The organism is Flavobacteriales bacterium, from assembly GCA_016713875.1.
In the GTDB taxonomy this organism is placed as follows: Bacteria; Bacteroidota; Bacteroidia; order Flavobacteriales_F; family PHOS-HE28; genus PHOS-HE28.
Genome location: JADJOI010000003.1, coordinates 255,663 through 276,102 on the forward strand (window position 1 = coordinate 255,663; position 20,440 = coordinate 276,102).

General features: G+C 65.4%; 14 protein-coding genes. All 14 read left to right on the forward strand.

Features of this window, described 5'->3' with window-relative positions; all coding sequences use genetic code 11:
* The first annotated feature begins 129 nt into the window (after positions 1 to 129).
* The 14 genes from IPJ87_02610 (at position 130) to IPJ87_02675 (ending at position 20,435) form a co-directional block, all read left to right on the forward strand.
* A complete protein-coding gene (locus IPJ87_02610; GenBank protein MBK7940766.1) occupies positions 130 to 1,140 on the forward strand; it encodes a nitronate monooxygenase in 1,011 nt (336 codons plus the stop codon).
* A complete protein-coding gene (locus IPJ87_02615) occupies positions 1,137 to 3,245 on the forward strand; it encodes a gliding motility-associated C-terminal domain-containing protein (GenBank protein MBK7940767.1) in 2,109 nt (702 codons plus the stop codon). Before IPJ87_02610 ends, IPJ87_02615 begins: the two co-directional genes overlap by 4 nt.
* Positions 3,246 to 3,279: 34 nt before the next feature.
* The gene (gene guaB / locus IPJ87_02620) at positions 3,280 to 4,803 is read left to right on the forward strand and encodes an IMP dehydrogenase (protein MBK7940768.1); all 1,524 of its coding nucleotides are present in this window, start codon (positions 3,280 to 3,282) and stop codon (positions 4,801 to 4,803) included.
* 20 nt (positions 4,804 to 4,823) lie between these two features.
* Positions 4,824 to 5,465: a response regulator transcription factor gene (locus tag IPJ87_02625; GenBank protein ID MBK7940769.1), complete on the forward strand. Its 642-nt coding sequence runs from the start codon at positions 4,824 to 4,826 to the stop codon at positions 5,463 to 5,465.
* A gap of 79 nt (positions 5,466 to 5,544) precedes the next feature.
* Positions 5,545 to 6,024, forward strand: coding sequence for a hypothetical protein (locus tag IPJ87_02630; protein MBK7940770.1), 480 nt, complete (start codon positions 5,545 to 5,547; stop codon positions 6,022 to 6,024).
* 111 nt (positions 6,025 to 6,135) lie between these two features.
* Positions 6,136 to 8,280: a peptidylprolyl isomerase gene (locus tag IPJ87_02635; GenBank protein MBK7940771.1), complete on the forward strand. Its 2,145-nt coding sequence runs from the start codon at positions 6,136 to 6,138 to the stop codon at positions 8,278 to 8,280.
* A gap of 27 nt (positions 8,281 to 8,307) precedes the next feature.
* Positions 8,308 to 9,147 carry a hypothetical protein gene (locus IPJ87_02640; GenBank protein ID MBK7940772.1) on the forward strand — a complete coding sequence of 280 codons (840 nt, stop codon included), beginning with the start codon at positions 8,308 to 8,310 and terminating at the stop codon, positions 9,145 to 9,147.
* Positions 9,134 to 10,498, forward strand: coding sequence for a peptidylprolyl isomerase (locus tag IPJ87_02645; protein ID MBK7940773.1), 1,365 nt, complete (start codon positions 9,134 to 9,136; stop codon positions 10,496 to 10,498). Before IPJ87_02640 ends, IPJ87_02645 begins: the two co-directional genes overlap by 14 nt.
* 30 nt (positions 10,499 to 10,528) lie before the next feature.
* Positions 10,529 to 11,497 (forward strand): MoxR family ATPase, encoded by a 969-nt coding sequence (locus IPJ87_02650; protein MBK7940774.1) that lies wholly within the window; start codon positions 10,529 to 10,531, stop codon positions 11,495 to 11,497.
* Positions 11,494 to 11,934, forward strand: coding sequence for an isoprenylcysteine carboxylmethyltransferase family protein (locus tag IPJ87_02655; GenBank protein MBK7940775.1), 441 nt, complete (start codon positions 11,494 to 11,496; stop codon positions 11,932 to 11,934). Before IPJ87_02650 ends, IPJ87_02655 begins: the two co-directional genes overlap by 4 nt.
* Before the next feature lie 65 nt (positions 11,935 to 11,999).
* Entirely contained in the window at positions 12,000 to 12,782 is a 783-nt protein-coding gene (locus IPJ87_02660) for a T9SS type A sorting domain-containing protein (GenBank protein MBK7940776.1), read from the forward strand.
* A 27-nt stretch (positions 12,783 to 12,809) separates the two neighbouring features.
* Positions 12,810 to 14,750: a choice-of-anchor B family protein gene (locus tag IPJ87_02665; protein MBK7940777.1), complete on the forward strand. Its 1,941-nt coding sequence runs from the start codon at positions 12,810 to 12,812 to the stop codon at positions 14,748 to 14,750.
* Between the two features lie 45 nt (positions 14,751 to 14,795).
* On the forward strand, positions 14,796 to 18,278 hold the full coding sequence (locus IPJ87_02670) for a hypothetical protein (protein MBK7940778.1): 3,483 nt from the start codon (positions 14,796 to 14,798) through the stop codon (positions 18,276 to 18,278).
* A gap of 102 nt (positions 18,279 to 18,380) precedes the next feature.
* A complete protein-coding gene (locus tag IPJ87_02675) occupies positions 18,381 to 20,435 on the forward strand; it encodes a hypothetical protein (protein ID MBK7940779.1) in 2,055 nt (684 codons plus the stop codon).
* Positions 20,436 to 20,440 lie beyond the last annotated feature (5 nt).

Below are 20,440 nucleotides of genomic sequence, written 5' to 3' on the forward strand. Positions count from 1 at the left end.
GGATCCATCGGGCAAACATAACAAAGATCCGCGGCCTTCTACGGTGATCCCAAGGCATTGGATATCAACAAGCTGCCCACGATCCCGGCGTGTCGTGTGGGCTATCTTCGCCGCCCCGCCCACCCAACCGTGGACCAGGCCCCATCGAACCCGCTCTGCAGCCTGTTCGGCATCCGCTATCCGATCGTGCAGGCCGGCATGATCTGGTGCTCGGGCTGGCGGCTCGCCGCCGCTGTGAGCAATGCCGGTGGCCTGGGGCTCATCGGCGCCGGGTCCATGTACCCCGAGGTGCTGCGGGAACACATCCGCAAGTGCAAGGCCGCCACGGACCGGCCCTTCGGGGTCAACATCCCGTTGCTCTACGCCGACTTGGACAAGCACGTCGGCATCGTGTTGGAGGAGGAGGTCCCCATCGTATTCACCTCCGCTGGCAACCCCGCCCTGCTCACGCCGCGCCTGAAGGCCGCCGGCCGCACGGTGGTGCACGTGGTCAGCAGCGTGAAGTTCGCCCGCAAGGCCCAGGAGGCCGGGGTGGATGCCGTGGTGGCCGAAGGCTTCGAGGCCGGCGGGCACAACGGCCGCGAAGAGACCACCACCCTCGTGCTGGTGCCCATGGTGCGTGATGCGGTGCAGGTGCCCGTGATCGCCGCAGGAGGGATCGCCGATGGGCGGGCCATGCTCGCCTGCATGGTGCTGGGCGCCGATGGGGTCCAGGTCGGCAGCCGGTTCGTGTGCAGCGCGGAGTCCAGCGCCCATCCTGCGTTCAAGGAGGCGGTGACCCGGGTGGATGAGGGTGGCACGATGTTGACGCTCAAGGAGTTGGCGCCGGTCCGGTTGATGCGCAACGCCTTTTTCCAAGAGGTGCAGGCGGCCTACGCCCGCGGGGCCGGGGTGGACGAACTGAAGCAGGTGCTGGGCCGGGCGCGCGCCAAGCGGGGCATGTTCGAGGGCGACCTGGGTCAGGGGGAATTGGAGATCGGCCAGGTAAGCGCGGCCATACGCGAGGTGCTCCCAGCACAACGGATCGTGCAGGATCTGGTGGAGGAGTTCCATACTGCTGCCGCACGGATCGGCCCGGATGGACGTTCCATGGTGGCCCGGTGGCAACAACCTGGGCCGGACCAACGTCTTCTCAAGTGAACCCGATCCGCATGCGTGCCTTGGTGAACGGATCCCGTCTTGTGCTGCTTTGGGCGGTCACCGGTGTGCCGGCCGTCGCCCAGGTGCTCGACGCGCCTTCGCTCCGCTGTGCCTCGGTGAACGTGTCCGGCGATGTCACCCTCACGTGGATCGTGCCGCCCGATCCGAACGGCATCTTTCAGCAGTACGAAGTGTACCACAGCGCGTCGTTGGGCGGCCCGTACGCTGTGGTGCCACCCGCGATCATGGTGTATGGCACCCCCACGTTCACGCACTTCGGGGCGGGTGCCCATCTGGCCCCGCAGTACTACTACGTCGTGGCTGTCTCCTCCGCGCCACCGCCGAACAGCTCCGCTCCCAGCGACACCCTGGCGTCGATCTTCCTGGAGGTCACTCAGAGCAGCCCGCTCGGGAGCGCCGTGCTCGACTGGACCCCGCAGCACGTGCCGCACCTGGCCACGGCGGACACCATGTACGACATCTGGATGGAGTACCCCGTGGGCACCTGGCAGTTGATCGGGTCGGTGGAGGAACCCACCACGCACTACGAGCACATCATCAGCATCTGTGAGGACTCTCTCACCTTCCGGGTCAGCGTGGCCAACGGCAACCTCTGCACCTCCTTCAGCAGCCGCGACGGGGACGTGTTCCGGGACGACACGCCGCCTTCGCCCCCGGTGATCACGACCGTCTCGGTGGATACGGCCAACGGTCAGGCCACCATTGATTGGGGCGCAAGTCCGGAAGGGGATACGGACGGGTATATCGTGGTGCTGATCGATGCGCTGGGCAACACCATCATCGACACGGTCTGGGGGCAGGGCAACACCTTCTACCAGTATCTGTTGAGCGATGCGGCCACCCTGCCGGAGTCGTTCACGGTGGCGGCTTTCGACACCTGCTGGACCGGCAATCCGCCCAGCCCCAACACCAGCGCCACGCTCGATCCGCACACCACCATCCACGCATCCACGAGTTACAACGAATGCGCCTCCTCCGTCACCATCACATGGACGCCGTACGGGGGATGGCCGGTGGCGAACTACGAGGTGTATGCCCAACAGGCCGGAGGATCCTGGTTTCTGATGGGCATCTTCAACCCCACGGCCGGATCCGCCCTGCACGAGAACGTGCTGCCGTTCACCACCTACTCCTACGTGGTGAAGGCGATCGGCGCCAACGGCACCCTGTGGTCGCTGAGCAACAAGGCCATCCGGCCCACGGACTATCCGCCCGTGCCACAGTTCAACTACATCCGAGTGGCCACGGTGCTGGCCGACGATCACATCCAGGTGGTGGACAGCGTGGACGGTTCGGCCGCGGCCAGGCTGTACATCCTGGAGCGGAGCGCCAACGGTGAGCCTTTCGAACTGATCACGACCCGATCGGGAGCTGGCGTGTCGGGCGGAACGCTGGTGTTCGATGACCTTGACGTGGAGGCCGACCAACGGAGCTACAGCTATCGTATCCTGGTGGAGGACAGTTGCGGCGCACCGGTGGTGACGTCCAACACGGCGTCCACCATCCACCTGCGGGCCGAGGCGGACCTGGAAGGGTTCAGTCACCTCAGCTGGAACGGCTACGGCGACTGGGCCGGCACGGTCGGGGCCTACGCCGTGTACCGCAGCATCTCCGGCGGTCCGTGGGAGCTCTTGTTGCTGTTGCCCGGCGGTCAATGGACCTACAGCGATCCCGTTCAGGACCTGATCGCCACCGACGGGGGCTTCTGCTACTACGTGGAGGCCTTTGAGGTGGGCAACCCCAGCGGCATCGAAGTGTTCAGCCGTAGCAATGAGGCGTGCGCGGTGCAGGAGGTCCAGTTCTGGCTGCCCAACGCGTTCATCGCCGGAAGCGCCATCGAGGCGAACACCGAGTTCAGGCCGGTGACGGCCTACACGGGCTTCGCGAGCTATCAGCTGATCATCTACAACCGGTGGGGCCAGAACATCTGGTCGACCAGCGATCCTGCGCAGGGTTGGGACGGGAAAGTGGGGGGCACCTATGTGCCCCAGGGGATGTACGGCTACTACTGTGCGTTCGAGAACGGCGAAGGCCGCAAGCTGGATAAGCGGGGCACGGTGACCTTCCTGTGGGGACGGGAGTAGACCGCTGATCGCCTTGTGCGACCTACCTTTGTGCATGGAACGATCCCCTACCGGTGTGACGGCCGCAAAGGCCTCCCGGAACTCCGCCAACGGCCGTGCCGACAAGTTCGTGGGTGAAGGGCTCACCTACGATGATGTGCTTCTGGTGCCCGCCTACAGCGAGGTGCTTCCTCGCGAGGTGGCCATCCGAACGCGGTTCTCCCGGCGCATCACGCTCAACGTCCCCATCGTCAGCGCTGCGATGGACACGGTGACCGGTTCGGAGCTGGCCATCGCCATCGCCCAGCAGGGCGGCATCGGCGTGGTGCACAAGAACCAGCCCGTCGCCGCGCAGGCCAACGAGGTGCGCCGCGTGAAGCGCAGCGAGAGCGGCATGATCCTCGATCCCGTGAAGCTGGAGGAGAAGGCCTTGGTGGGTGATGCCCTCAAGCTCATGGCCGAGAACCGCATCGGAGGCATCCCCGTGGTGTCCTCCGACGGCCGGCTCGTGGGCATCGTCACCAACCGCGACCTGCGTTTCGAGAAGCGCATGGGCCGGCCGGTGACCGAGGTGATGACCAAGGACCACCTGATCACCGCCCAGCGCAATACCACCATGGGGCAGGCGGAGGAGATCCTGCAGGAACACAAGATCGAGAAGCTGCCCGTGGTGGACGATGCGGGTCGCCTCGTGGGCCTGATCACATACAAGGACATCCTGAAGCTCAAGCAACGCCCCAACGCCTGCAAGGACCACCTGGGCCGCCTGCGCGTGGCCGCGGCCATCGGCATCGCCGCCGACAGCTTGGAGCGCGCCAAGGCCCTGGTCGAGGCGGGGGTCGACGCGTTGGTGATCGACACCGCCCATGGTCACACCCGCGGGGTGGTGGACATGCTCAGGCGCGTGAAGGAAGCCTATCCCGAGGTGGACGTCGTCGTGGGCAACGTGGCCACCGCCGATGCCGCCCGTGCGCTGGCCGAGGCGGGTGCCGATGCCGTCAAGGTGGGTATCGGGCCCGGCAGCATCTGCACCACCCGCGTCATCGCCGGGGTGGGGGTGCCCCAGCTCACCGCTGTGCTGGACTGCGCAGCGGGCCTGGAGGGCACCGATGTGCCCGTGATCGCCGACGGCGGCATCCGGTACACCGGTGATGTGGTGAAGGCCCTGGCTGCCGGCGCCAGCACGGTAATGATCGGCAGCATGTTCGCCGGGGTGGAGGAAAGCCCCGGTGAGACCATCATCTACGAAGGACGCAGGTTCAAGGCATACCGGGGCATGGGCTCCATCGAGGCCATGCAGCACGGCAGCAAGGACCGCTACTTCCAGGACATGGAGGACGACATCAAGAAGCTCGTGCCCGAGGGCATCAGCGGTCGGGTGCCGTTCAAGGGCCGGCTGGAGGAGGTGGTGCACCAACTGGTGGGCGGTCTTCGGGCCGGGATGGGGTATTGCGGCGCACCGGACATCGGCGCCCTGAAGCGGGCCCGCTTCATCCGCATCACCTCGGCCGGTGTGCGCGAGAGCCATCCGCACGACGTCTTCATCACCCGCGAGGCCCCCAACTACAGCCATCACTAGGGATCGCCGATCTTGGGGCCATGTCGCCCGTTCGCATCCTGGTGGTGGACGCCCTCGAACTGGTCCATGAAGGTCTCAAGGCCCGCTACATCGACTCACCGGTCCTGGACCTTTCCGCCTACGCGGGTACCGGTGAGGCCATGCTGGAACGCATTCGGCTGGATCCGCCCGACCTTGTACTGCTGGACGTTTCGCTGCCCGTCATGGATGGCATCGACGCCATGCGCGCCCTCCACAAGGAGCACCCGCAGGTGAAAGCCCTGGCCCACTCCCTCCTCAACGGCATCGAATACGTCAACAGCATGTTGCTGGAAGGCGCATCGGGCTATGTGGTGAAGAACGGTCCCAGGGAGGAGCTGCCCCAGGCCGTGCGCACCGTGATGGCCGGTGGGCGCCACCTCAGCCCGGCCGCCCAGGAGGCGGTGGACAAGGGCTACAGCTACACTGAAAAGCGGCCCGACGGGGAGTACGTCGGCCTCACCGTCCGGGAACGGGAGATCATCCGGTTGGTCGCCCTGGAACGAACCAACGCCGAGATCGCCGTGGCACTTTTCATCAGCGAGGACACCGTGAAGACGCATCGGCGCAACCTGATGACCAAGCTCAACGTGCGCAGCACGGCCGGCCTTGTGCGGTACGCCGTGGACCGCTGCTGGGTGTGACCGGGCCCGCAGGAACACCCCTTGTGGGTATTGGCACCGCGCAGGGAGGGCTCCACATTTGGACCATCAACCTGCGCCCGTGGGCCCCCTGAAGTCCCTCCGCCTCGTGTGTGCCGCCCTACTGCTGGCCGCACCGTTCGCCGCACGTGCCTTGGACCATGTGGTGATCACAGGTTGGCTTAGTGCCGCTGAGGCCGATCAGGCCGACGCCGTGCTATCGGTGGAGCTGGAGGGGGAGACCTGTGTGTACGCGCTGCTGGAACCGGACGGCCGCTTCAGCTTCAGCCTGCCGGTGGATGCCCGGGCCGAGCTGTTCTTCGTCAAGCCTGGGCACGTGGGAAAGCGGATCGCGGTGGACACCCGCCATGCGGACGAAAGCGCGAAGGCCCGCCGCGAGAACAAGGATGTCCGCTTCGAGGTGGTCCTGGAGCGGGAGGGTGAGCGGACCGTCGCGCACGTGGCGGGACCTGTGGGCAGCATCAGCTTCCTGAGGGGGACCGGGCTGATGAAGGTGCGCTATCCGGCTGGTGCGGCCGGCCGCGCGGCGCGGTGGCGGTGACGAGGGAGCCATCCACGCCGTTCAGATCTTTTTACACGGATCGGAGAGGCGTCGCACCGGCGAACCGGTTACATTTGCGACCCTTCAACCGAGATGCCTACTGTTATGGAAATGAGGAAGTTCGTTCTTTTCGCCGGCCTCTTCGTCGCCGGACACCTCGCCGCTCAGGACGGCGTGGCCGACCCTGTGGTGATGACCGTGGACGGCAAACCCGTCAGCCGCACCGAGTTCGAGGCCATCTACAAGAAGAACAACAAGGATGCGGCCGTCACCCAGCAAGCACTGGATGAATACCTCGACCTCTTCATCAACTACAAGCTGAAGGTGCGTGAGGCGGAAGTGCTCGGCATGGACACGGTGACCAAGTTCCGCACCGAGCTCGACGGCTATCGCAAGCAGCTGGCCCGTCCCTACCTCATCGACCGCGAACTGAACGACCAGCTGATCAAGGAGGCCTACGACCGGTCACGGACCGAGATGCGGGCCAGCCACATCCTGGTGCAGGTGGGTGAGGAGGCCACGCCCGAGGACACCGCTGCGGCCTGGAAGCGCATCATGGCCCTGCGTGAGCGCGTGGCCAAGGGCGAGGACTTCGGCACCGTGGCCAAGAGCAAAGGGGGCAGCGATGACCCCAGCGCGCAGAAGAACGGCGGTGACCTGGGCTGGTTCAGCGCCTTGCAGATGGTCTATCCCTTCGAGAGCGCCGTGTACACCACCCCGGTCGGCCAGCTGAGCCAGCCGGTCCGCACCCGCTTCGGCTACCACATCATCAAGGTCACCGATACGCGCCCGGCGCGCGGCCAGGTGAAGGTGGCCCATGTCATGCTGCGCGCCTCCGACCAGGATACGCCAGAGCGGCAGGCCGATACCGAACGGCGCATCCGCGAGATCCATCAGCAGGTCGCCTCGGGCAGCGTCACCTTCGCCGACGCCGCCCTGAAGTTCAGTGAGGACGAGAGCTCCAGCACCAAGGGGGGCGAGCTGCCCATGTTCGGAACGGGCAAGATGATCGAGGAGTTCGAGGATGTGGCCTTCGGACTGAAAGCCAATGACGAGGTGAGCGCGCCGTTCAAGACCCGCTACGGCTGGCACATCGTCAAGCGACTGGATGCCATGCCTCCGCCCGCGTTCGAGCAGGCCAAGGCCGATCTCAAGAGCCGCATCAGCCGCGACAGCCGCGCCGACATCACGCGCCGCGCCTTCCTCGACAAGCTGCGCGCCAACTACAACTACAAGCCTGACCTCAAGGCCGTGAAGGCCGTGGTCCCCCTGCTGGACAGCACCATCTTCCGGAAGGGGGCCCAGGTGCTCGACACGCTCAGCCGCAAGGACGTGGTGGAAGGCCTCATCGTGCGCAAGGACGGCCGCTACAAGCGGGAGCTCAACGGCACCATCAAGGAAGGCAAGCTGGTGAACGTGCGCAGCCGCAAGCACGACGACCTGACGCAGACGCCGACGGATACCGTGGTGGTGCGCGATGTCCATGAGGGTTGGACGCCCGATGCCGCAAGAGCCGCCAAGCTCACCAAGCCGGTATTCACCATCGACGGGCGGAGCTTCACCCAGGCCGACCTGCTCGCGTACCTGCAGGACAAGCAACGCCGCGAACCGGGCCGCTCCTTCTCCGCGTATGTGGATGAGCGCTTCCAGCAGTTCGTGGACGATAAGCTGATGGAATACGAGGACGGTCGGCTGGAGGAGAAGTACCCGGAGTTCCGTCTGTTGATGAAGGAGTACCGCGACGGGATCCTCCTGTTCGAGCTCACCGACCAGAAGGTGTGGAGCAAGGCCGTGAAGGACAGCACGGGACTGCAGGCCTACCACAAGGCGCACGAACGCGACTTCATGTGGGATACCCGCTACCGCGGCGACATCTACACCTGCGCGAATGCCGACGTGGCCAAGAAGGCCCGGGCCCTCTACAAGAAGGGGAAGCGCGGCGCCGATCTGCAGGCCGAGCTCACCAAGACCTCCGCCCTCGACCTGGAACACGTCAACGGCACCTGGACCGCCGACGAGAAACCCTATCTGAAGGGCATCGTCAACATCGGCCTCTCGGAGAACTTCAACGTGGACGGCCGCGTGGTGATGGTCGATCTGCAGGAGGTGATCCCCGCCACGCCCAAGACCATGGACGAGGCCCGCGGCCTGATCACCGCGGCCTACCAGGACCAGCTCGAGAAGGACTGGATCACGGAGCTCCGCGGCAAGTACGAGGTCCGTGTCAACAAGGACGTGCTCTATTCCATCCGCTGACGATTGCATCGCAGCGCGCGTCACGCCTTGCATGCTGTGCTGATCGGCAGCGCACTGGCCGTCGGGTGCGCCTCCGAGCAGGACGGGTCGGACCCGCCCGTGGCAAGGGCTTACGGCCACACGCTCTTCTGGAGCGATCTGAGGCAGGTGGTGCCGGTGGACGCCACAGCGGAGGACAGCGCCACCCTTGCCCGCGGGTACGTGGACAACTGGCTGCGCGAACAGGTGCTGCTGGCCAGCGCCGAGCGCAATCTGCCCGAGGTCGGCATGGATGTGGAGGCCCGGATCCACGACTACCGCAACTCCCTCATCATCTACGCTTACGAACAGGCCGTGGTGGAGCAGAAGCTGGATACGGTCGTGACCGCCGCCCAGCTGCAGCAGCACTACGAGAGCGACCGGAAGGACTTCGCCCTGAAAGAGGACATCCTGCGCGCCCGCTGGTTCAGGGTGCGCGACGAGGAGCCAAGGCAGCTGCGCCAACTGGAACGCTGGTTCACGGGCGGACGGCCCGACGACCTGCATGAACTGGAGGTCTGGCTCGCGCTCAAGGGCATCACCATCAACGACCCGGGACCGGCCTGGTCCGCCCTTGGCCTGTTCGCTGCGCAGGTGCCGGTGGTCAGGGGTGAGGTGCTGGGCCGGTTGCGCAGCAGCGAGCGCCTGGTGCTGGCGGACAGCACTGGAACCTATTTCGTGGAGGTGCTCGAACACCGCCGGACCGGGGAGGAGCCACCGCTCTCCCTGGTGGCGCCGGACATCCGCACCATCGTGCTCAATCAGCGCAAGATGAAGCTGATCGCCGACATGCGTGACGATCTTTACCGCCAGGCCCTGGCCAACGGGGACATCCATGCCGAACGATAGCCGCATCCTGCACCTTTGCGCCACCCTCGCGATGGCGGCTCCGCTCTGGGCGCAGCCGGTGCCCGAAGTGGTCGATGGTATCGTGGGCGTGGTGGGCCGGGAGGTGGTGCTGCTCAGCGATCTGCAGGGGCGCCAGGAGCAGCTGCGCCAGAACGGAGTGCCCGTCACCGCTGCGGCGACCTGCGAGGAACTGCGCGGCCTGCTCTATGAGCGCATGCTCCTGGATCAGGCGATGCTGGACAGTGTGATGGTGGACGAGGGCCAGGTGCAGGCCGAGCTCGACCGCCGGATCCGGTATTTCATCATGCAGCTAGGCTCCCAGGAGAAGCTTGAGGAGTTCTATGGCAAGTCCATCGCCGAGATCAAGGACGATTTCCACGACCAGGTGCAGCAGCAGTTGCTGGTGCAGCGCATGGAGGGCCAGGTCTCCGGCGAGATCCGGGTCTCCCCCCGCGATGTCGAGCGCTTCTTCAAGGAGATCCCCGAGGACAGCCTGCCCTACATCAACGCCCAGGTGGAGTTCGCCCAGATCGTGCGCACCCCGCGCGTGAGCGATGCGGAGGACAGCAGGGTCCGCCGGCGGATCGAGGGCTTCCGGGACAATGTGGTGAAAGGGGAAAAGGACTTCTGCACCCTCGCCATCCTGTACAGCGAGGATCCTGGCTCGGCCCAGAATTGCGGGGAGCTCGGTCTGGTGCCTCTCGGGGCCATGGTGCCCGAGTTCGACGCGGTGGCCATGAGCCTCAAGGAAGGAGAGGTGAGCCAGGTGTTCAAGACCAGCTACGGCTATCACTTCATGCAGCTCATCGAGCGCCGGGGCGAACAGTACAACGCCCGGCACATCCTGCTGAAACCGCAGGTGGGCAACGAGGACCTGCTGGCGGCGCGCCGCTTCCTGGACAGCCTGGCCACACAGATCCGCTCCGGCACGCTGGACTTCGGCACGGCCGCCGCCGATCACAGCGACGACGAGGAGTCGCGTTCCTCCAGCGGCATCGTCATCGAACCCAACAGCAACAGCGCGCGCTGGTCGATCGGCGAGCTCGACCAGCAGACCTTCTTCGTGGTGGACAAGCTGGCGGTGCAGGAGGTGAGCGAACCGGCCGTGATCACCTCGGAGGACGGCACGCGCAGCTTCAGGATCATCAAGCTGCTTCGCCGCACCGAGCCCCATCAGGCCAACCTGAAGGACGACTACCAGCTGCTGCTCCAGGCCGCCGAGGGCCGGCTCCGCACCAAGGCGGTGGACGATTGGGTGCGGCTGAAGCTGGCCGATACCTATATCCGCGTGGACCCCGCGCACGCCGGCTGTCCCTTCCTGCGCGATTGGAACATCGCCGGGGGTGAATGACCCTCTTGATCGCGGTATTTTCGGCCCCCCATGAGCAACCTCCCCGCCAACGACGTCCAGGCTGTTGAACGCTACGGTGCCCTTTACCGCCGCCTGAAGACCGAGGTCGGACAGGTCATCATCGGCCAGGATGCCGTGGTGGACGATGTCCTGATCGCCGTCTTCAGCCGCGGCCATTGCCTGCTGGTGGGTGTGCCCGGCCTGGCGAAAACGCTGTTGGTGAACACCGTGGCGCGGGCGCTCGGACTGAGCTTCAACCGCATCCAGTTCACGCCCGATCTTATGCCCAGCGACATCGTGGGCAGCGAGATCCTGGATGAGGAGCGTCGTTTCCGCTTCGTCAAGGGGCCGCTCTTCGCCAACATCATCCTGGCCGACGAGATCAACCGCACACCGCCCAAGACACAGGCCGCGCTCCTGGAGGCCATGCAGGAGAAGTCCGTCACCGCCGGAGGGCATACCTACCGGCTGCCCGAACCGTTCTTCGTGCTGGCCACGCAGAACCCCATCGAACAGGAGGGCACCTACCCGCTGCCGGAAGCCCAGTTGGACCGCTTCATGTTCAACATCTGGGTCGATTATCCGAGCTACGCCGACGAGCTCGCCGTGGTGAAGGCCACGACGAGCGACCTGCAGCCCGAGGTGAAGCCGGTGCTCACCGCCGACGAGATCCAGTTCTACCAGGGGCTGGTCCGACGCCTTCCCGTGCCGGACAACGTGGTGGAGTATGCCGTGAAGCTGGCCACCCGCACCCGTCCCGGCCTGGACGGAGCACCTGCGATCGTGAAGGACAACCTGGGCTGGGGGGCCGGGCCCCGGGCCTCGCAGTTCCTGGTGGTCGGCGCGAAGTGCCACGCCCTGGTGCATGGCCGGTTCTCACCGGATATCGATGACGTGAAGGCGGTGGCCAAACCGATCCTGCGGCACCGCATGGTGCGCAACTACAAGGCGGAGGCCGAGGGCATCACGGCCGACCGGATCGTCGAGGCCATCCTGTGAAGCGCCCCCTGCGCTCGTTCGCCCTTGTTTCGGCGCAGTTCACCCTGTTGGCCGGGCTGGCGTTGACCGCTCCCTGGGCCGCGTTGGGCGCGCTGCGGATCACCCTGTTCGCCGCATCGCTCCTGCTGGTGGGTTGGGCCATGCTGGCCATGGGGGGGCGCACCTTCAGCGTCTTCCCCGAACCACGGCCCGATGCGCGGCTCACCCTTCGCGGCCCTTACCGCTGGGTGCGGCATCCGATGTACCTCGCCGTCCTCCTCGCCGCCGTCGCGGTGGGCTCCGCCCCGCCTCTCGGTCCGCACACCGGTTTCGCCCTGTTCCTGGTGCCGGTGGTCGTGGCCAAGGTCCGGGTGGAGGAACGGCTGCTCGGGGTGGCCTTCCCTGATCGAGGCGATCGGATGCGCGGGGTGGCCCGGCTGGTCCCCGGGGTGTGGTGAGGTCTCGCGCATCGGTCGGCAGACTACCTTTGGAACGCCGATGCCCATCATCGGCAGCCAATTCCATGACACGCTCCCTCTTCGCTGCGATGGCCATCTTCCTGTCCACCATCACCTGGGCCCAGTTGCCGATGGTGGACATCGCCCTGGCCGACAACGGTGCCGGCGAGTTGGAGGTGCGTGTGCGGCCCGACGGCGACTTCGATGAGTTCTTCGCGAGCATCGTCTTCACCATCCGCTGGGACGCGGCCTCCGGCGCGAACCTCGACCAGATCGCCCAAGTGGCGCCCGTAAGCTTCTACATGCCCATCATCAAGTCCGGACCCGAGGCCGATGCCGGTGGATACCGCTATCAGATCTTCGCGGGCTTCGGCACCAACGCGCTCAGCGCCTTCGGGGAGAGCTGGACCGCCGGCAACGAGATCGTCCTGATGACCATCCCCGTGGTGAACGGGACCTCGCTCTTCGAGATCGTCAATGACAGCTGGACCGGGGACGTCAACAACAACGGCGACTACTATGTATCCCTCAACGGTCAGGACCAGACCGGCGTGATCTACGACCTGAACACCGGTATCCGGGTGGGAGGAGCCGTTGACGCGAGCTTCTCCGCACATCCCAATCCGTCGGCCGGGCCGGTGGTGCTCGAACTGAACATCCCGTCCGATGTGCGGTCCGCGCTCGTGGAGTGGCACGATGCCTCCGGGCGAATGGTGCGCGCCGACCGCATCACGGGTCGCGGGGCGGTGCGTTTTCCGGTGGATGTCACCGGCCTGGAGCGCGGTACGTACATGGTGCGCCTCACCAGCGACGGGAAGATGACCACGGAACGCGTCGTTCTGCGTTAGTCCCTCACGCGATCACGACCCCGGCACATGCACCGGTCGTCGCTCTTCCTGCTTTCAGCGGCCGTGATCGCTCCGCTCTGGAGCGGAACGACCGCTCTCGCCCAGACCCCGTGCGTCAACGGCTTCGCCGGCGGGTATCCCTGTGACAACATCGATCTGCTCGCGCACATGACCCTGGCTCAGCTGGGGGCCTCGGGGACGCAGCCCAATGCCGCGGATCTCTGGGGATGGACCGATCCCCTGACCGGCCGGGAATACGCCATCATCGGGCTCAACAACGGCACCGCCTTCGTGGATGTCACCGTTCCAACGGCTCCGGTGCGGATCGGCAACCTGCCGAGCCACTTCGCCACCAGCAACCTCTGGCGCGATGTGGACGTGGCCGGCACTTGGTGCTACATCGGATCCGAGCTGGCCGGACATGGCCTGCAGGTCTTCGATCTCACGCGATTGCGCAACGTGCTGAACCCGCCGGTGACCTTCACGGAGGATGCCTGGACGGGCGTGATCGGCAACAGCCATACGTTGTACGCGGACAAACAGCACCCGTACGTGTACACGGTCGGCACCACCAGCATCAACAACGGCGGGCTCACCGTCTTCGATGTCACGAACCCCCTCGCGCCCGTGCTCGTGGGCACGCACACGGTCGACGGCTACATCCACGAGAACGTGGTTCACACCTACAGCGGACCGGACCCGGATCACCAAGGGAAGCAGCTGAGCTTCAACTTCCATTCGGGCACACCGGACAAGATCACGATCGTGGACGTGACGGACAAGACCGACATGAACACGCTGGCCACCATCACCTATTCCGGAGCGCGCATCAGCCACCAGGGCTGGCTCACCGAGGATCAGCGCTACCTGCTGATGAACGATGAAGGCGACGAGACCCAGTTGGGTCATGGCACGCGCACGCGGATCTTCGATCTGCTGAACATCGACGCACCGGTGTTCCTCGGGGCCTACACGGCCCCGATCGCCAGCGTGGACCATAACCTGTACGTGCATCGGGGCGCGGTCTACGAGAGCAACTACACCAGCGGCCTGCGGATCCTGGACACGGCCGGGGTGAGCGCGGGCACCCTGACGCCGGTGGCGCATTTCGACACCTACCTGCCCAACGATGGTGCCTCCTACAACGGTGCCTGGGGCAATTACCCCTTCTTTGGCAGCGGCATCGTGGCGGTGAGCGGGCTTGGCGAGGGCCTCTTTCTGCTTCGTCCGCGGGTGGGTGTCCGCCTGAAGGCGTTCCTGGAGGGGCCCTACGTGGCTCAGGATGGAACGATGAGGGACGACCTTCGTGCGCAAGGCCTGCTGCCGCTGACCGAGCCATACACCGGATCGGGTTATGTGCACACGGGTGGGGGAGGAGGGGAGACGGTGCAGACGTCGGTACTGACCCTCACGGGACCGAACGCGATCGTGGACTGGGTGGTCGTGGAGCTGCGTGCACCGGCCGCCCCGACCATCGTTGTGGCCTCCTGTAGCGCCTTGATCCAGCGCGACGGCGACGTGGTGGCCGTGGACGGCAGTGGACCGGTGCGGTTCGACGTGGCGCCCGGACCTTGGCATCTGGCCCTGCGTCACCGCAACCACTTGGGTGTGATGACGGCCCAGCCCGTGCACATGGCCATCGGTGCCCGCACGGTGGACCTCAGCATCGGCACGCCGTTGTTCGGCACCGCGGCGGCCAAGGACGTGGCCGGGGTATCCGTGCTGTGGGCGGGGAACGCCTTGCGGGACGACCGGCTGCGCTATACCGGGGGCGCCAATGACCGTGACCCGGTGCTGGTGGCCATTGGCGGCTCGGTGCCCACGGCCACCACGTCCGGATACCTCGGCACGGACATCAACCTCGACGGGGTCGTGAAGTACGCCGGAGGCGCCAACGACCGCGACCCGATCCTTGTGAACATCGGCGGGTCCGTGCCTACGGCCACCCGACAGGAGCAGATCCCGTAGCGGAACCTGCCAACTTTCCTACATTTCCGGACCATTCCGTTCACCATGCGCCATCTGCTCCTGGCGGTCGGCTCCGCCGCCGCGGTACTGCCGTTCACCATCCATGGCCAGTGCGTCACCACATTCCCTTCCACCGAGGCCTTCACCGGCTTCACGGTGGGCACACCGGGGACCTTCGTGAACAACTGGACGAACCTCACCACGGACGACCTGGACTGGTTCGCCGACAACAACGGCACGCCCAGCGCGGCCACCGGGCCCATCGGTGACCACACCTCCAACAACACCTCGGGCAAATACCTCTATGTGGAGGCCACGGGGTCCACTGCCTCACCGAACAAGACGGCCATCGTCCAGTCGCCCTGCTATAACATCAGCGGCCTGGCCTCACCCTACCTCACCTTCTGGTATCACATGCGCGGCTCACAAATGGGAGCGCTCTATGTGGACCTGAACGTGAACGGCACGATCCACTCCGGGCTGTGGACCGCCTCAGGCGACCAGGGGCGGTATTGGAAGCAGGGGTGGCTGAACCTGGCGCCCTGGGTGGGCCAGACCAACGTTCGGGTCCGGTTCCGGGCCGTGACGGGTACCGGAGAACTGAGCGACATCGCCGTGGATGACGTGGTGGTGGGCAACCTCGTCCCGCTGTTCGGATGCAACGAGTCCACTGCGGCGAACTACAACGCCGGCGTGAACATCAACAACGGCACCTGCGACTATAGCTGTCCTTCCGGGCAGCAGCGGGTGCGCGTCGACCTCGTGGCCGACAACTATCCGAGCGAGATCTCCTGGACGCTGAAGAACGGGGCCACGAACGTGGTGCTCGCCAGCGGGTCGTTCACGGGCACCACCGTGTGCGTGCCGGCGGGCGCCTGCCTTGTGTTCCGGATCAACGACACGGCGGGCGACGGCATCTACCATCCTTCGTATGGCTACGGCGGCTATGCCATCTTCCTGGACGGCACGCTCATCCGGGAGGGTGGGCAGTATGCCCAGTTCGAAGAGACCGTGTTCAATTGCCCTCCGGGCTTCAGTTGTACACAGGCGATCCCGATCGGGCTCGGCCAGCACACGGCGCCGAGCGTGGAGTATTGGTACGACTTCACTCCGGCGCAACCGGGGGCCTACACCATCAGCACCTGCGGCCTCAACACCTGCGATACCAAGCTTTGGCTTTACGACATGGCCTGCAACCTGGTGAATCCGCAGCCGGGGATCGAAGGGGCCACGTTCGGCGACGACAATGATGGAGGCTGCGGCCTGCAGGCCGTGGTGAACGCCAACATGCCCGCAGGGGTCACCCATCACCTCCGGGTGGGCACCAATGGCGGCAGCTGTTCGAGCGTCACCTTCGAGATCATCTATAACGGTCCCGTGGAAGGGTGCATGGACCCCGGGTCGTGCAACTACGAACCGTTGGCCACCATTCCTTGCGTGGGTTGCTGCATCGCACCGGGATCCCCCAACTGCCCTGACGGACCGGACCTGATCATGAGCCAGAGCGCCCTGGAGAGCAGCCTGAACCTCGTGTCGGTGAACATCACGGATGCCTGTGCGCCTGTGGAGGGATGTACCAAGGGCTTCGGTCAGCGCTATGTCCTGCGCTTCACCACCCGCATCGAGAACATCGGCACCACGGACTACTACATCGGCAGTCCCAGCGCGCAGCCGCAGATGTTCGACTTCAACAACTGCCATGGGCACGCGCATTACGCCGGGTATGCGGACTACATCCTGTTCGATACGCTGGGGAACAAGATCCCCGTGGGCTTCAAGAACGGCTTCTGCGTGATCGACGTGGGCTGCTACCCGGGCAACACGGGACAGTACGGATGCAGCAACATGGGCATCAGCAAAGGTTGCTATGACATCTATGGAAGCGGCACAACCTGCAACTGGATCGACATCACGGACGTGCCGGCCGGCAAGTACACACTGGTGCTGCGCACCAACTGGCAGCAGGCCCCCGATGCCCTTGGACGCCATGAGCAGGACTACTCGAACAACTATGCCCAGGTGTGCATCCAGATCACGCGGAACGGGCTGAACGTGCCTTCGTTCAGCGTGGTGGGCAACTGCCCCACCTACACCGATTGCCTGGGCCAGCCGTATGGCGATGCGGTGATCGACTGCACGGGCCAGTGCGCTGGCACCACAAGGACCGGCGACCTGAACAGCGACGGCTTCCAGACGCAACCCGATGCCCAGGCCTACGTGCTGGGCATCCATGGCAACGATGTGTCCACCACCGCGTGCACGGACCTGAACAACGATGGTGAAGTGACCGTCACCGACGCCGCCTTGATGGTGAATTGCTACAGCACACAGGACGCCCATGACCAAACGCCCCACCAGGTCCACTACCACCCCTGGTGCGATTTCCCGCGCGGTTGGTTGAGCAGCCTCGATACGGTGCGCCTCGCCATCGGAGCCTTCGACCAGGTGAACGGAACCGTCGACATCCACATCCGGAACCCGGATTGCCGGGTGCTGGGCTACGAGTTCGAGCTCTCAGGCCTCACGATCCAAAGCGTGCAGAACCTGGTCCCCTCCCTCCAGGGCGACATCAGCGTGTCCTCCTCGTTAGGCGGCACCAAGGTGATCGGCCTGAGCTACCTGGACAGCACCCTGGCCAAGAACACGAGCTATGTACCGCTGGTCCGCATCACCTACCTGTCGCTCACCGGGGCGCAGATCTGCATCGCCAATGTCACCGACGTCGTGAACGACCAGGCCAACAACGTGATCACGCGGGTGGAGAACGGATGTGTGGCGGTGAACAACGTGCTGACGCTGGCCCCGAAGGCCTTCCTGGAGGGTTCCTATGACACCGGCACGGGGCTGATGCGCGATGAGCTGCGGACATCGGCGCTGATCCCGGCCACCGAACCTTACACCGCCCTGGGGTATGTGCAGGCCGGTGGGGGAGGAGGAGAGCAGCTCGTGGGCGGCGTCCTTGATGTCACCGGCCCCAATGCCATCGTGGACTGGGTCCTGGTGGAGCTTCGCAGCGCCGTCACCCCGTCGACCATTGTGGCCACACGCTGTGCCTTGCTGCAACGCGATGGCGACATCGTGGCCGTGGATGGGGTGAGCAACGTGGTCCTGAACGCTTCTCCCGGGAGCTATCATGTGGCGGTGCGTCACCGCAACCACTTGGGGGCCATGACGTCCGCGGCACTGGCCTTGTCCGGCACCCCGGTGACCGTGGACCTCCGTTCACCCGGCACGGCCACCTGGGGCACACAGGCGCGGAAGACCTCGGGCGCGGTGCAGCTGCTCTGGGCCGGCAACGTGGTGCGGGATGGCAGCCTGAAGTACGCGGGTGCGAACAATGACCGCGACCCCATCCTCAACGTGGTGGGCGGCAACACCCCCACGGCCGTGGCTTTCGGCTACTACCGGGAGGATGTGAACATGAGCGGGGTGGTGAAGTACGCCGGCAGCGCGAACGACCGCGACCCGATCCTGGTGAACATCGGCGGGACGGTACCCACGGCCGTGCGGCTCGAACAGCTGCCCTGATCCCCCGAACCATCCTGGCGCCGGAACGGTTCATGGAGTGAACCCAACGATCGGTCGATCGATGACCGGTCGTGCGTGGAACGCGACCTAGTTTCGCCCGCCATGAACACCGCCCTGCTGCGTGGCCTTGTCGCCACTGCCTTTGCCCCGCTCGCGGGGAGCATCCTCGCCCAGTGCCCCATCGGCGAGGTGGAGGTCGTGATCGAAGTGATCACCGATGCGTACGCGTACGAGACCTACTGGGAACTGCTCCCAAGTGGGGCGTCCTGCGGCAATGGTACCATCTTCAGCGGGGGCAATCCGCTGGTGGGCTGCAACGGAGCGGGTGCGCAACAGCAGCAACCTGGAGGCTACGGCAACAGCCTGACGATCTCGGAAGGACCGTTCTGCCTGACCCAAGGAGCCACCTACGATATCTTCTGGGCGGACGATTGGGGCGATGCCGGCTTGAGCTTCGCAGTGCTGGTGCAGGGTGTGAACGTGGCCAACTTCGTCGGCACCGGCGATGGCGAGACCTTCAGCTTCGTGGCCCAGCTCCCCGTGGCGCGGGACATGAGCGTCACCAGCCTGACCACCGCACTTTACGCCGTCCGCGACGAGCCGGTGCGCATCATCGGAACGGTGGCGAGCCTTGGGTCCGACCCGGTGACCTCCTTCGACCTCCACTACAGCATCGATGGAGGGCCGCCCGTGGTGCAGAACGTGGGACCGGTGAACCTGCAGGCGGGCGATGCGCTCGAATTCGAGCACAGCACCCCCTGGGTGCCGACGTCCACCGGCACCTTCGCGGTCGAGGTCTGGGCCAGCAACATCAACGGAGGTGCCGACCTGGTGCCGGCCAACGACCTGGCCTCTTCGTCCACGCTGGTGAACGAGCCGATCCCCAACATCCTGGACCAGTACCTCATCGGTCCACCTGTGGTGGAAACGATCGCGGATTCCGATCAGGACCTGCTGGTGCCGCGCGACCTGGATTTCCACCCCGATCTGTCGCGGAACGAGCTGTGGGTGATCAATAAGGACACCGAGCAGAGCGGGGGGAGCACGGTGAAGTTCACCAACGTGGGCCAGACCGGCATGACCTGGTTGATGCAGGAGGACCCCAACAACTGGCACTTCATGAGCCTGCCCACCGGCATCGCGTTCGCCGACAACGGCAACTTCGCCACCTGCCCGGGCATCTTCGATGCGAACCAGAACGGAGGCGACCCCTTCACGGGCCCCAGCCTATGGAGCAGCGATCCGGCCATCTACGCGCAGGGCGTTTTCGGTCCTCTGGGCAGCCATCTGGACATGTTGCACGTGAACCCCAACAGCCAGGGGATCGCTCATGAACAATGGAACCGGTTCTGGGTCGTCGACGGGTTCAATGGGGACATCGTCATGAACGATTTCAGGGTGGACCATGGTCCGGGCAACAGCTACCATGGTGATGCCATCATCCGCCGCTATTCGGACTTCACCATCACCCGCGACCCGAACGACCATGTCGTGAGCCACTGCGCTCTGGACAAGACCACCGGCTGGTTGTACGTGGTGGACAACGGTGGCCAGCGGGTGCTGCGGATGGACATCCGCTCCGGTTCGGTGTCAGGGCCCGCCACCTTCGGGCCCTGGGAGAGCTACGTGGAGTACAGTACCGTGAGCGGATACACCTGGGAGGTGATCGTGAGCAGCGGTCTGGTGCAGCCGGCGGGCATCGATCTGGTGGGCGACCGGATGGTGGTGAGCGATCACGCCTCCGGTGAGCTGATCATCTACGACATCTCCGTCGTGCCCGCAGTGGAATTGGGCCGTGTGGCCACCGGTGCCGCAGGCCTCATGGGCGTGAAGCTCGGTCCGGACGGCCGCATCTGGGCGGTGAACGCCACCACCCATGCCTTGCTTCGCATCACGCCCGAGTCCACCGTCGGAACCCTCGAGCGATCGGACCCCGAGCTTCGGCTTGCGCCTGTCCCAGCGGATGAGCTGCTCCAGGTCACCGGACTGGGCCGGTCCGGCCGGCGCGTATTCGTGGAGGTGCTCGACGCCTCGGGCCGGGTGGTCCTGTCGGACCTCCTCGACGGCGGAACGGACGTGCTCGACCTGACCGTACTGCGGAGCGGTACCTATGTCCTGAGGGGCAACGGCCGGGTGGCACGCTTCACCCGGAACTGAGGGGA